Below are 14,402 nucleotides of genomic sequence, written 5' to 3' on the forward strand. Positions count from 1 at the left end.
TCGAACCTAGGTGTAACATGAGCCACCTCACTCGTAACAGGCAAAGCCAGTCACTCATGACCACGTCCGTAGGACGTGGGTTTCTACGTTAAACTAAATACCTCAAAGGAATATGTAATTTTTATAGTCAGAGATCGCATTTTTTAGCTTGGGAAATTTATAAGTTAATGGGCTAATAAGGCACAGAGATAAGCCGCCATCAGCCATATACCGGTGCAAGCCCATTAAATACTTGCAGATTTGCATATCTCCGCCAGCAATTCTCGGACGAGATTTTTAAAGTAATGTGTTTATGTGGGATGTCCGGCTAGTGACTCGTGCTTTCGATGCCGACTGGTATTGCTAGTATGTTTACAAGGGCATGCCGACTCGAGTCCAATATTAGATCTGCCAAGGTGTATTGGTCCAGGCAGGTAAAAAAGCTTTCCATGGCTTCGGCAAACATTTGCTTTAACTGGCAGGCAGGGGTGATAACGCATTGATTATTTGGTCCGAAGCACTCTACCAAAGTAGAGTCTTTCTCCATGGATCTCACCAGTTGTCCAACATTGATATGTTCGGGAGCCCGGCTAAGACGAATTCCCCCGTACTTACCCCGTGTTGCGATCAAATAGCCTTTAGCATTCAGCTCCTGGACCACCTTCATTAAATGATTTTTGGATATTCCGTAGCGTTCAGCCACTCCTCTGATGGTGACCAGATCTTGGTCCTGTACCGCAAGGTACATCAGTACTCGTAAGGAATAATCCGTAAATCGTGTGATTTTCATTAACAAAACCCCTAAATATGCAGTTTGGGTGGTTCCGCTATCGGAACGCACAAAGATTCATCTAGTTTACATCTTTCAGCTTTGGGTGTACATTGCCCTTATTGATGCATTTGGAAGGCATGTTTAGAGGGGGACATGTTCCAGCACAATTGGCCTATCAGCCCAACTGCCACCGCGAGACCGAGTGAGGCCCTGCTGTTGTTTAAGCAATCAGGGGGGATCTTCGCTAAAAGGTCTCTGGCCCCAGTTGCCACGCTCCAATATTTAAAGACCTTGAGCAGCCGACAAAGTCAAGGAATTAACTGGGAAGCATTAGGTACCGCGGAGCTAATTAAGCAACTGCGGGCTAATTTTCATGAATTTTATCGGCAACAGATAGGCGAATCACATCAGTTTTCCGAACGGGTCGAGACCATACATGGTCAGCACTCGGCTTACCCCGCGATTCCTGCAGATCACTTAGTCCAGTTTCATTTCCCAATAGAGCAACACATAGAAAAGGAGGTGTAAATGTTTTTTCTGTTGTTGGCTAACCAACCCATAATGAATGGGTCCATTAATACCAGTCCCATAGAGCATGACGACTACACGATGGATATTAAAAACACTAATAGTCTGATTGATGATAAGCCATCACCACTAGGGACATGGAATACCTGGTATAAGCTGTATTTCTCCTTTCAAGCATTTATGCGCGATTTAAAATTGCATATTTATATCGAAAACACCATTCAATTTGAAAACGCTAATTGACATTAGCAAGGATAATTAAGATGAGCGCTTACAAATCACTTTGGTGGACTCTGATTGGCGTCTTAGCTGTGACGTTTTCGATTCTCGGCTATTTCGGCGTCGAAGTCTATCGTAAGGCACCTCCACTTCCAAAAGCCTTTGTGTCTGAGAGTGGCGAACTACTGACAACTAAAAATAAAATTTTAGATGGCCAAACCGCTTGGCAGTCAGTTGGAGGCATGCAGTTGGGGTCAATCTGGGGGCATGGTGCCTATCAGGCACCAGACTGGACCGCCGACTGGTTACATCGCGAGTTAGTTAACTGGTTAGCATTAGCCGCACAGGCGGAATTTGGTCGATCATACAATTCGCTAACCGATAAAGAAAAGCATGCCTTGCTGTATGACCTAAAACTAGATTATCGGACCAATACCTATAACCAGCATACCGATACCGTAACGTTGTCCGAGCGAAGGATAGCGGCGATAAGACACACCGCAAGTTATTATGACGCGCTCTTTGGCGGCGATCCCTCGCTGCAGCCAACTCGAGCAAATTACGCCATGAAAGAAGTAACCTTACCCAGTACTGAACGGCGAACACGATTGACTGAGTTCTTCTTCTGGACTGCATGGGCGGCTTCGACTGAACGCTCAAAAGGCGGTGCTACTTATACCAATAATTGGCCCCACGAACCATTAATTGATAATAAACCAACCTCAGAAAACATTGTTTGGTCCATTATCAGTGTAGTGTTGTTAATTGCCGGTGTAGGCGCACTGGTTTGGGCGTGGGCATTCTTACGCAAAGATGAGCAGCATCCTAATGCGCCCAATCAAGATCCAATCAGTACATTTAATTTGACCCCTTCGCAAAAGGCGCTTGGTAAATATCTGTTGCTCATCGTGGCACTGTTTACCTTCCAAGTCTTTTTGGGCGGCTTTACTGCTCACTATACTGTCGAAGGGCAAGGGTTTTACGGCCTTCCAACATCGGAGTGGTTTCCGTATAGCTTGGTTCGCACTTGGCATATCCAGGCCGCGTTATTTTGGATTGCTACAGGTTTCTTAGCCGCTGGATTATTTTTGGCGCCCATTATAAACGGCGGTAATGATCCAAAGTTTCAAAAACACGGTGTTGATGTGTTGTTTTGGGCTTTGATTGCGGTGGTGGCCGGCTCATTTATTGGTAATTACCTAGCTATTGCACAAGTTTTACCACCCGAGGTGAGCTTTTGGCTTGGCCATCAAGGCTATGAATATGTAGATCTTGGCAGGCTATGGCAAGTTGGTAAATTTGCTGGTGTGGTGCTCTGGCTGATTTTGATGCTTCGCTGTATCGTGCCTGCATTAAAACAAAAGGGTGATAAAAATCTGTTGGCATTATTTACTGCTTCGGTGATTGCCATAGGGTTATTTTACGGTGCAGGCTTCTTTTACGGTGAACGCACACACATCTCAGTCATGGAGTTCTGGCGCTGGTGGATTGTGCACTTATGGGTGGAAGGATTCTTCGAGGTATTTGCCACGACCGCCCTTGCGTTTATTTTCTTCAACATGGGACTGGTGTCGAAACGCATGGCTACAGTGACCTCGCTAGCATCAGCATCTTTATTCCTGCTGGGAGGAGTACCAGGTACATTTCATCATTTATATTTTTCTGGTACAACAACACCCGTTATGGCTATTGGTGCTACATTTAGCGCACTCGAAGTGGTCCCACTTATCCTGCTGGGTTACGAAGCTTGGGATCATTACAGCTTAAAAAATCGCGCTCCTTGGATGGCTAAAGTTAAATGGCCATTGATGTTCTTCGTGGCCGTTGCCTTTTGGAATATGTTGGGAGCAGGTGTACTTGGCTTTACCATTAATCCACCCATTGCTCTATATTATCTGCAAGGATTGAATACCACGGCGACTCACGCTCATGGAGCACTGTTCGGTGTGTACGGATTTTTGGCCTTAGGATTTACTTTACTGGTACTTAGGTACATCAGACCACAATTGATTTTTAACGAAACATTGATGAAAACTGCATTCTGGTGGATGAACGCCGGGTTGGCCTTGATGTTATTTACCAGCTTGTTACCGGTTGGCATTATTCAATTTATGGCTAGTGCTTCAGAGGGACTGTGGTATGCCCGCAGTGAAAGCATGCTGCAAAGTGAGACATTCGTAACTTTAAGATGGATACGAACTATTGGCGATGTAGTGTTTATTATTGGCGCATTGGCCATCACATCGCAAGTTGTCAAAGGTGTATTCAATTTAGACTCCCAAGCTATTGCAAGCCTGCCATCTGAACAACACGACCCCACAGCTTAGTCGAATATCAATTCAATGTAACGTTACCGAGGTTAGTATATGGTAACGTTACATACTAGGGAGTCTCTGAATAATTCCGTAATATCTCTGCGAGGTTTTCAGAACGATTTACGGAGTAATTCAGTGGCTCCCCAATTAACCTGACAATGAACTACTGACACAGATATGTAAATCTTTTGGCCTTTCATAGGCTTGTGCAGATCTAAAACCGATAGCATTACAAATTTTGTTATATTACTAGGGGAAGGAAAGAATACACTGCGCTCGGGACCGTAAGAGGCATGGATGCCCATTACGAGCTTACAGAGATGTATTCAGAGCGCGCCTCGAGTGCAGTGTATTCTTTCCTTCTGACCCAGTATTAACTCGTTAATTTATATTTTCCTTTATAAATTAATTTTTGATATCTGACAGCACAGAATCATGAGTGTCTTCATGCGATAAATCCGAGTGAACCGCGATTTTTACAGACGCCCTAAGCAACAATATAATTTAACCGCACCTCACTTGCCTTAATTGAAGATTGATAATCTCTGGAGCAGCATTGGCTTCCTCTGTCAGTATGCACTGATAACGTCATTAGGTCTTTTCATCGCCACAAAGCCATTTCTAATGCATCGCAGACTAATGTAGTCGCCATTCTTTCTAACATCGTCCAACCTATAACCAGCCGACTATCAAGGTCGACCACTACGGTCAAATATAATCCGTCCTCATCCGTCCATAAACCACTCTTGTATCGAACGATTTGGCAGCTTGTGATATTGTTGACGTATGAATCAGGTGGTGGCACGTGCCGTCCAGCCGTAAAAGTCATTGCGAGATAAGCTCAATACCCTGGCCATTGCGTTAATACTGATCTCCTGCCTGTGCTTTGTAGCGGCAACGCTTACTAACTTTGGTTACAGGTGCTAGAGCACCCTCCTATATTTCTTGGAATATTGTTTGCGAGTGCTTTTGGTTGGTTTACTTGATCTGACCATGATGCAACTCTGTTACATAGTTTATTACTTAAGAGTGTCTGGCGTTGGTGGCTAGGTGCACCCTTCTAATAGGCCTCTGATGACTCAATATCCAGTAGTGGAGTCATAAATTTTTTCTTGACCTTTAATCCCACGTCACTATCCAAAGGTCATTATTAATGAATTGAGCGTCAATATTTTATTCTCTAATCGATATAGACATATCTAATTCTATACTTCCTGCATATTGCCAAAAAATTAGCAGCAACATCTAGAGTGTCTAACCAAAGTAGAGATTTTGCAAATAAGCGTAGGAGAAGAATACGCTTCAGTCAGGCTCGTATAGACATAGACGTTGACTACGAGCATACAGGAAAGGGTAAAAGCCTACTTCATGAGATAGCTTGTTTTTTACTTTCAATAATGAAGTAAGCTTCAAACCTAATTTCTTTAAATTTTACCATTTATTAGCCAATTTTTTACTTATTCCACAATAGATTTCTTTTACAAGTTACTACATTTATATTTTTAATTCACACACCCCTGACGTAAAAATTATTCAGCCTAAAGTGATTTCTGAAGAAAGAGGCTATTCTTTCGAGTGTTTTCGTGAAGATATATTTAATCAAGGATGCGTTCAGAGTAACTTTATTCAAGAAAACCATATAAGATCATTCAGAGGTGTTTTAAGAGGACTGCACTATCAAGCAAAAATGACTCAGGGTAAATTAGTTAGAGTAACTTACGGCAGCGTCTTTGATGTTGATCTTCGTAAGGGGTCGTCTTCTTTTGGGAAATGGGTCCGGATTCATCTATCAGATGAAAATCATAAGGAACTCTGGATACCAGAAGGTTTCGCCCAGGGGTTCTATGTCACAAGCGAAATTGCTGATTTTACATATAAGTGCACCAACTATTATGCGCCAGAATATGAATATTCAATCTTATGGAATGATCCAGATTTACGTATAAGTTGGCTACTTGCCACAGGAGAACATCCAAAAATCTCGGACAAAGATCGTAATGCCGGATACTTTAGAGATGCGAAATACTTTAAATGCTGAATATAGGGATTCGTTATTAACAGGCACATTATTAAATTCGTATTTAATAATAAAGTAGCTATGAGAGTATCAGAAACTCAGGCAGCTCAAGTTTTCTGTGATGCAACCAAAAACAGGAAATAATTTCATGAAAGTTTTAGTTACTGGCAGTAATGGTCAGCTGGGACGAGAACTTCAATTTGATTGCCCTAAGGATTTAAAGCTCATTCCTCTTTCGCGACAAGTGCTCGATATTTCTGATAAAGCAGCCGTTTTTAGGGCTGTCAAAAAAATACAGCCCAATGTCATCATCAATGCGGCTGCGTATACATCCGTTGATAACGCTGAAGATGAGCATGAGCTCACCTTCACCACAAATACAAGGGGTCCTGAGATACTTGCGCTAGCCTGTAAACAATTTGATATCCGCCTACTACAAATTTCAACTGACTACGTTTTTGATGGGAACAAGTCCTCTCCATATCTTATCTCGGATAGCGTTAATCCCATCAATATTTATGGTTTAAGTAAGGCAAAAGCTGAGAAAATTATTCAGAAGATACTACCCAATGCAGTTATTCTTCGAACTGCTTCGCTATATGCAAATCATAGCAAAAACTTTGTAAACACTATGTTGGGAATGATGAGTAAAAATGATCAGTTGAGCATAGTGGTGGACCAAGTTGGCACACCCACCTGGATAGAAACACTTACGAAAGCAGTATTTAGTCTTGTACGTAATGAGTCTCTACAAGGAATTTATCACTGTACTGACCTGGGTGTTGCTAGCTGGTATGACTTTGCCGTAGCAATTTATGATGAGGCTCAATTGAGTGGACTACTTCCAGACAATGAAAAAGTCGCAATTAACGCCATAGCGTCAAAAGATTACCCTACACCGGCACAAAGACCCGCCTATAGTGTACTGGACAAAAGTCGTTTACAAACTGACTTGAATATCAACCTAAAGAGCTGGCGGGAATCCCTCAAGTTGGCTTTTTCTAAAAGAAGGGAAAGACTCCTGGACACTTAACTGTTTTAATCAATGCCATTCTTAGGAAAAATCATTTTAGTGCTTCAAAGCAGATAATATTGAAGAGGGTGGGATCTTTTTCAGCTCAGTTAGGCATCAAACCTTAATTTGACATTTAGAAATTAATTATTCACATAAAATGAAAAATATTCTGGTAACTGGGGGCGCCGGTTTTATTGGTGCCAATTTTGTACACTATTGGATGAACACTTATCCGCAAGATTCAGTTACAGTTCTTGATGCACTAAATTATGCCGGTAATTTAGCTAACTTAGAATTGGTTAAAAGCAATCCTAACTTCAAGTTTTATAGGGGAAATATCTGCAATACTCACCTGGTAGAGTCTCTACTCAAAGAGCGTTGTATAGATACACTTGTACATTTTGCAGCTGAAAGCCACGTTGATCGCTCTATTAACAAACCAGATGTTTTTATCCAAACCAATGTCATTGGTACTCATAGCTTATTAAAAGCAGCAAAAAAAGTATGGTTGGACGAAGAGGTCAATTTAGGTACACATCGATTTCATCACGTATCCACAGATGAAGTCTATGGCACTCTTGAGCCTAAAGATCCCGCCTTTAGTGAAGCTACACCTTATGCGCCTAACAGTCCCTACTCCGCAAGCAAGGCAGCTTCAGATCATTTAGTACGTGCATATCATCACACTTATGGCTTACGAATAACTACGAGTAATTGTTCAAACAATTATGGCCCTTTCCAGTTTCCTGAAAAGCTTTTCCCCCTTGTTATCACTAACATCTTGTACGACCTGCCTCTGCTTATCTATGGCGATGGACTTCAAGTTCGCGACTGGCTTTATGTGGAGGACCATGCAAGAGCGATTGAAAAAATACTCCAAAAGGGACGTATCGGCGAGTGTTACAATATCGGTGGAGTTAATGAGTGGACGAATATTGATATCGTTAAGCTGATCTGTAAGTTGATGAATGACCAGTTTTCTGCCTTCCCCAAACTGGTATTCCAGTTTCCCAATGCAAAAATGGTAGCCAGTGCTAAGGCGGAAAATTTAATTACATTTACAGCGGATAGAGCAGGGCACGATCGACGGTATGCAATTGATCCAGAAAAATCAATTAAGGAATTAGATTACAGACCTGTAGAAAGTTTCGAAACTGGCATTATTAAGACCATTAACTGGTACTTAAAAAATAAAAAATGGTGGATGCGCTTACTGAAACATTAACATGAGAAAATAGGATGGATTTCCACGCAGCAACTCTATGGCCTGGAGCTGCCTACTATGTGATAACCTCTATAATTTTGTGGAATGAAATTACAAGCTTTGGATAAATCCTTGTTAATTTTTAGTTAAATCGATATCTGTGGATTGTAGGAAAACATTATAAAATCACTATCTACAGCTACCAGAAACCAACCCTTACTATCAAATGCTTATAATTCATTTTATAGGAAAAGATTATAAAAATTTTCTTTCTAGCTGATTTTTAGCCAATCACTCCCCAACAGCACAAACCAAGTAAATACACTCACAAGTTAGCGTATTCCTTACCATGTGGCGTGTCACAGAAAGATAAGTCATTAAACCTATGACTCATCTGAGAGTGAGAAACTCATGCTTAAGGCCAATCTCTAGAAAAGCGGTCAAAGCGTACATCGTTGTCATCGATACTGTTGGAGGTACTGAGGGAGAACGTCAGGGTATCCCCTGTGGGGCTAACAACTGCATCCAGAATATTGGGGAGCAGCGCCTCAATCTGAGCCAGTACTTTGTTGCGAGCATTCAACTGGTACAAGTGACCATCGTGAAGGTTAACCAGCAGATGACGCCCATCCAGATACTAGGAGATACGCGAGACATCCGCACCAAACGGGGTTAACTGCTCGCCAGAGTCGGCCTCGGTGTTCGTGCGCCACACTTCCCAATAGCCGTCAGCTACGCCCAGATAAGCAATATCATCGGCATCCCCCAGCTGCGTGAAACAGCTGAGACACAATAAGTAAATCCACCGACTTATTTTTTTTAAAAACATCGAACTTCTATCCACTTAGCGATACAGATTCACAATACCGCGATACAAGCTACTTTCACCACTCTCCGGCGAAGTCGCCTGAATAGCAAAGGTGTAAGCCCCCTCATCACTTACTAACACCGCATTAGGATCGGAATCGTCATAACCGCGCCACTCCACTTCGTGTAACAGTGCATTACCCTCCCCATCCTGCGCGCTCATCAATTGCTTATCTACCAGTACAGTCGCAGAGGGATGATTGGGGTCGACAATGCCCGGCGGCAGTAGGCTAAAAGTGACAACGGCATCGGTACTGACCTGATAGGCCATACGTGTCAGCTGCTCATAGCTGTGGCTGACTCGGTAGGGGTCTGATTTAACTTCGATACTTGGAGCCGCTGCGGCACCGGTAATGCGTGGTGCAATGCCGGCGAGATAGATAGCAGTACTACGTACTAGCTTGGGTGTCGGATAATAGATAGCTGCCGAGGATTCTACGATATGTCCTTCAGGATCACGCCCATTCCAATAGAGCCAATGATTACCTTGGGGATAAAATACATCTTCAAACACACTGAAGGCAGATTCGCCACTTGGTGTGACCTGCATACTCACCAAGCCCGGCGTCCGCAACTGCACCGAAACCTTATAGAGTTCGTTAGCGTAGACATCATAGAAGGCAGGCACAGTGCCCTGGACATAACCTTCACCATTGGGTTTCGGCAAATCGTAGATAAAGTCATCGAGCCCGTCATTTGCACGCAGTACAACTCTATACAGGCCCTCAGACTGAAGCTCGTTCTGGTTGTTTCGCCCATCCCAGGAAATTGGATACACACCGGCCTCAACATAGCTTTCGCTAGCCAGGTAGACTAGCTTATCGTCGGCATCCCGGCGGATCTCAATGGTGACATTGGCAGGGCGGTTTAGGCTGAAACTACCTTGCGCCCGCTCGCCCTCAAGTGGATAGAATTTTACTACTTGCAGGGCCACATCACTGAGGCGCACCGCGGGTAGGTCAGTGGCTGAATCTCTATACCCACTAAAATCCACCTGTGGCGATGAACTGTCATCAGCATAGATTTGTGCTTGTATGGCGGCCTCATCCGCCGTGCCCCACCAATTATCACTGACATCCAAGTTAACGTTTGTCGGATCGCCAAAATTGGTAGCATAGAGATCATGATGGTTGTTACTATAAAGGCTATTGCCAGTGACTACCGGTCGTGGGTTGTTAACCGCATTACCATCTCCCTCGATATAAATACCATAATCATTGAACGTGATTTCATTGCCATCGGTAATCAGAGGATTACTGCCAGCACGTACATAAATGCCGTAGGTATTAAAACGGAACAGAGAATTGCGCACCGTACCTTGGCCGCCGTTAAAGTCTAGCCCGTATTCGGCCCCCTCTACTCGCGCATAGTTTAAATCAACGCTGCCGCCGGCAACCACTTCGATACCATACCACTCCCCTGGCGTAGTCTGTATTGAGAGCGGCGCAAAGTCCACTCTAGATTCCACAGTGCCCTGGACAAGCAAAGTGCCAGCAACCTGCAATTTTAGATCTGGGGCAGAACTCAGGTTGGCACCAGCCTCAATAGACAGGGTAATTCCTGGCTCCACCTTTAAACTCTGTAGCACCAGATAATCATCGGCGGGTAGAACCGTATCCTCTGCGATAGAACCAAATAAAGTTACAGCATCATAAGCGAGCTGACCGTTCATACCATCCAGGTAACCACTGTAGTTTACAAGTGGTAAATTCGGCTGGTCATTGAAATCAAAAATAGACTCGACTATCAGCTCTAGTTCAGCACTACCCCACCAGTTACCGGTCGCATCCAGAGTAGTCGATGCTCCATCGACATAGTACAAGACATGGTAGTTGTATAAGCTGTTGTCATAGAGGCTATTGCCAGTTACGACGGGGGCGGGATTTTGCGCCGTATCAGTACGGTGTCCATCGGTATTGATGCCAATATAGTTGCCGGTTATCTCATTGCCAGCGCTAATCTGTGGGTCGCTATTAATGTACACATCAATACCCTCGCGACTACCACTAATCGTGTTACCAGTAATCTTCGGAGCGATGCGTGCCTCAGCGGATGCCGCTGTGGTTTTAATACCAGTGTAATTATTCAAAATCTTGGAGCTACGCACTGAGCCATCGCCGCCATTAAATTGAATACCGATATCAGCACAGTGCACCTCGGCGTATTCGATGCTTGCGGTTGCACCCGCAATCACCTCAATGCCTGGCCAGTCTCGCCGCTGGGTATTGTTGCCATCACAAGTCTGGGCGGTCGACTTGAACACAATAGGCGAGGCCCCGCTGCCTTGTGCACTCAATGCTCCTCGAACCCGCAACGGAAAATAGCCGGCAAACTGGAGTTCCGTGCCCGCACCAATACTTAAGGTTGTACCCGCCGCAACTTCCACCCGACCAAGTATCAAATAGCTATCTTCGGGCAGGACTGTATCCTCTGTAAAATAGCCAAGTAGTGCCTCTCCTTTATAAACAGGTTCGCCCCCAGGGCTGTCGAGGAATTGACGATAGTCAATAATTGGAAGGTAATTGTAATCTGTCCAGTCGAGGATTTTTGCAGAGATTTGGCTAGGATCTGCCGTTCCCCACCAGTTACCGGTGGCATTCAGAGTAGTCAATACGCCATTAACAAAGTAAACGACTTCATAATTGTGATAGATGTTATCGTAAATACTGTTACCGGTTACGACCGGAACCGGATTTTGCGCCGCATCTGTATCGTGCCCATCGGCATAAATACCCCATAGATTACCAGTGATCACGTTGCCTGCAGTGATCTGTGGGTCACTGTTAAAGTACACACTTATACCTTCACGACTGCCACGAATGATATTACCGGTAATATTTGGAGCGATACGAGCCTCAGCGGATGCTGCTGTAGTGCGAATACCCTTGTAATTATTCAAAAGCTCGGAGTTGCGCACTGAGCCATCGCCACCATTAAAGTGAACACCAATATGCGCACAGTGTACTTCGGCATGTTCGATACTTGCGGTGGCACCCGCAATCACCTCAATACCCGGCCACTGTACATTGTTATTCTTACCATCACAGGCCTGGGCAGTCGGCTTAAATACAATCGGCGAAGACTCGCTACCTTGTGCAGTGAGTGTGCCTCGAACCAGCAACGGATAATTACCGGCAAAACGGAGCTCAGTGCCTACATCAATATTTAATGTTGTGCCCACTGCAACTTCCACCCTTCCGAGTATCAAATAGCTATCATCGGACAGATCTGTATCTTCTTTTAAATAGCCGAGTAGCGCCTCTCCTTTATAGGCGGTCTCGCCCTCAGGGCCATCAAGAAATTGACGGTAATCCACAATTGGAAGATAGTTGTAATCTGTCCAGTCATAGATTTTTTTATCAATTTGACTGGGCTCAGCATTACCCCACCAGTTTCCAGTGGCATCCAGAGGGTTAAATTTTCCATTAGCAAAAAATCCAACCTCGTAATTATAAGAGCTGTTGTCGTAGAGACTGTTACCAGTTACTACCGGAGCCGGGTTTTGCTCCACATCATTATCATGCCCATCAACATAGATACCAAATAGATTTTCAGTGATCACGTTGCCAGCACTGATCTGCGGGTCACTGTTGAGGTATACATAAATACCCTCACGACTGCCACGAATCGTATTACCACTAATCTGTGGAGCGATGCGGGCCGCAGCAGAAGCGGCTATTGTGCGAGTACCCGTGTAATTATTCAAAATCTCAGAGTTACGTAGTGAGCCATCGCCACCATTAAAGTGGATACCTATATAAGCACAGTGCACCTCGGCATAATCTATAGTCGTCGTAGCCCCTGCGACAACTTCAATACCCGACCAATCCGCACGTCGGGTATTAATGCCATTACAGGATGGCGTAGATGGCTTAAATTTAACGTGCTTTTCGCTAAACCCTGTGACCTGCAAATGGCCGGATACTGTTAACTTGTGGTTGCCATCCACAACAACTTCAACTCCCGGCTGAATCCAAAGAGTGGCATTTTGGAGTATATTCAGATTACTATTGAGAACATAGGGCGAACCATCGCCTTTGGTCCACACTAAGGTGGTAGAAACATTCCCGGACCAGTCCCGAACTAGGGTGTTCGTATAAATGGTAGTCACACTGTTCGAGGCAACACTTTGCCCTGTATCTTTCTCAGCAATCGCGTAGATGGAATTATCGCCATCCTCCAAAGGCACCCATGTAGAAAAAACACCACTATCATCAGTATTAATATTTCTTGTTATACGGCCATTTACAAAAAAACTAACCGTTGTCCCTGGCTCCGCGGTACCTGTCAGGTTGATAGGATTTGTCAAACCATCGGTATTGGGTAGGTTCAGTGTTGGAGCAACAATATCTGTGCGGACCTCTAGCTGCCCATCGGTGTTGTCACTATCAGCGGCATTTAAATATTTGAGAGCTTGCGTATTAGAAACCTCTGCTGAGGTTGTGCTCTTCACACGGATGAGGTTTTCACCCTCACTCAGTGCCACTCTCAAGGCAAACTCACCGGTGGCATTAGCCCTCGTTTGCGCAGTAATCGCACCGTTGATCTCGATCTCAAGGGCGTCATTTGGTTGGTCAGAGAAGCCGGCAATGTATTGGTTAGGAGTATACACCCTTTCCGCCAAAGGATAGAGTAGCACCTCAGCGTAGACACCCACAGAAAATATCGCGAAGGACAACCACAGCACAGCCAATATGCCGGCATTCATAACTTGCTTAATCGCCCCAGCGAAACTACACCTAATCATTACTGACTACCCTTGAATCATTCCATTCACCTTGTGGTATTGCACCACAGAACGTGCTAAACACATGAAAATCCCTAACAAAGAGCCCTATAACGCACTTGGGCTCTAATCAATCACCTGCATTCAACTCTGAAGTGCATCATTTAATCTCTAGGCGGAGAAGAAGCGGTAGATGTTACCTTCAGCTGACCTTTATTTTCAAGGCGATTAACTGATGCACTTCAGAGTTGAATGCAGGTCACTACAAATCCAACTCAAAATCTTCCTATCCTGCTCATCAATATCCTCTCCCCGCCGTTGATTTAAAGATTGCCTGGGGTGAATTTTAGGAGAAGTATAATGAGTATGGTCGATACGTTATACATTATGGCTTTAAGGGCACCTCTAAAAACTCACTATTTTCCGGTAAAATAGTCTAAACGCTCACCAGTAAAGGTTATTGTCAAATGCAGCCGAGTTTTTTCGATCTTGATGACCGCCATCGCAAGCTAAATGAACATGATCCACTGGTTGCTCTGCGCAAGTTGATTGAATGGGAGGACTTCCGGAGTACTTTGAATAAAATCCCCACACTTCCAAGAAAGAGTAATGCTGGAAGAAGACCCTTTGATAAGGTACTGATGTTCAAGGCACTTGTATTACAGCATTTATATAACCTATCGGATGATGAGCTGGAATATCAGATACGCGATCGATTTTCATTTTGTCGATTTCTCAGCCTAAACCCGGAGGACCGAAC

10 protein-coding genes and 1 pseudogene are annotated in these 14,402 nt (G+C 44.2%); 6 read left to right on the top strand and 5 right to left on the bottom strand.

Annotation, left to right across the window (positions count from 1 at the left end; all coding sequences use genetic code 11):
• Positions 1-307: 307 nt before the first annotated feature.
• A complete protein-coding gene (locus ACCI49_RS21085) occupies positions 308-769 on the bottom strand; it encodes an RrF2 family transcriptional regulator (protein ID WP_371841204.1) in 462 nt (153 codons plus the stop codon).
• A gap of 510 nt (positions 770-1,279) precedes the next feature.
• Between ACCI49_RS21085 and ACCI49_RS21090 the strand changes: the two genes are divergently transcribed.
• Both ACCI49_RS21090 and ACCI49_RS21095 read left to right on the top strand, forming a co-directional pair.
• The gene (locus ACCI49_RS21090) at positions 1,280-1,522 is read left to right on the top strand and encodes a hypothetical protein (protein ID WP_371841205.1); all 243 of its coding nucleotides are present in this window, start codon (positions 1,280-1,282) and stop codon (positions 1,520-1,522) included.
• A gap of 20 nt (positions 1,523-1,542) precedes the next feature.
• Positions 1,543-3,825: a nitric-oxide reductase large subunit gene (locus ACCI49_RS21095; RefSeq protein ID WP_371841206.1), complete on the top strand. Its 2,283-nt coding sequence runs from the start codon at positions 1,543-1,545 to the stop codon at positions 3,823-3,825.
• A gap of 496 nt (positions 3,826-4,321) precedes the next feature.
• Here the strand turns inward: ACCI49_RS21095 and ACCI49_RS21100 are convergent.
• Positions 4,322-4,552 (bottom strand): annotated as a pseudogene (locus tag ACCI49_RS21100) (DDE-type integrase/transposase/recombinase); the annotation flags it as partial.
• A 759-nt stretch (positions 4,553-5,311) separates the two neighbouring features.
• Between ACCI49_RS21100 and rfbC the strand changes: the two are divergent.
• The 3 genes from rfbC to rfbB all read left to right on the top strand — a co-directional run bounded on the left by rfbC (position 5,312) and on the right by rfbB (position 8,070).
• The gene (rfbC, locus tag ACCI49_RS21105) at positions 5,312-5,851 is read left to right on the top strand and encodes a dTDP-4-dehydrorhamnose 3,5-epimerase (protein WP_371841213.1); all 540 of its coding nucleotides are present in this window, start codon (positions 5,312-5,314) and stop codon (positions 5,849-5,851) included.
• A 127-nt stretch (positions 5,852-5,978) separates the two neighbouring features.
• Positions 5,979-6,863, top strand: a complete 885-nt coding sequence (gene rfbD / locus ACCI49_RS21110; protein WP_371841207.1) for a dTDP-4-dehydrorhamnose reductase — start codon at positions 5,979-5,981, stop codon at positions 6,861-6,863.
• Positions 6,864-7,002: 139 nt separating this feature from the next.
• A complete protein-coding gene (rfbB, locus tag ACCI49_RS21115; protein WP_371841208.1) occupies positions 7,003-8,070 on the top strand; it encodes a dTDP-glucose 4,6-dehydratase in 1,068 nt (355 codons plus the stop codon).
• Between the two features lie 394 nt (positions 8,071-8,464).
• Here the strand turns inward: rfbB and ACCI49_RS21120 are convergent, their stop codons facing one another.
• The 3 genes from ACCI49_RS21120 to ACCI49_RS21130 are packed head-to-tail and all read right to left on the bottom strand — an operon-like array spanning position 8,465 to position 13,663.
• Positions 8,465-8,632: a hypothetical protein gene (locus ACCI49_RS21120; protein WP_371841209.1), complete on the bottom strand. Its 168-nt coding sequence runs from the start codon at positions 8,630-8,632 to the stop codon at positions 8,465-8,467.
• 54 nt (positions 8,633-8,686) lie between these two features.
• Positions 8,687-8,878: a hypothetical protein gene (locus ACCI49_RS21125; RefSeq protein ID WP_371841210.1), complete on the bottom strand. Its 192-nt coding sequence runs from the start codon at positions 8,876-8,878 to the stop codon at positions 8,687-8,689.
• Positions 8,879-8,893: 15 nt separating this feature from the next.
• Positions 8,894-13,663, bottom strand: coding sequence for a FlgD immunoglobulin-like domain containing protein (locus ACCI49_RS21130; RefSeq protein WP_371841211.1), 4,770 nt, complete (start codon positions 13,661-13,663; stop codon positions 8,894-8,896).
• Positions 13,664-14,109: 446 nt separating this feature from the next.
• Here ACCI49_RS21130 and ACCI49_RS21135 point away from each other — a divergent pair.
• Positions 14,110-14,402: transposase (locus ACCI49_RS21135; RefSeq protein WP_371841212.1), on the top strand; the 293-nt coding region annotated here is incomplete at its 3' end.

This window comes from Microbulbifer epialgicus (assembly GCF_041447265.1).
In the GTDB taxonomy this organism is placed as follows: domain Bacteria; phylum Pseudomonadota; class Gammaproteobacteria; order Pseudomonadales; family Cellvibrionaceae; genus Microbulbifer; species Microbulbifer epialgicus.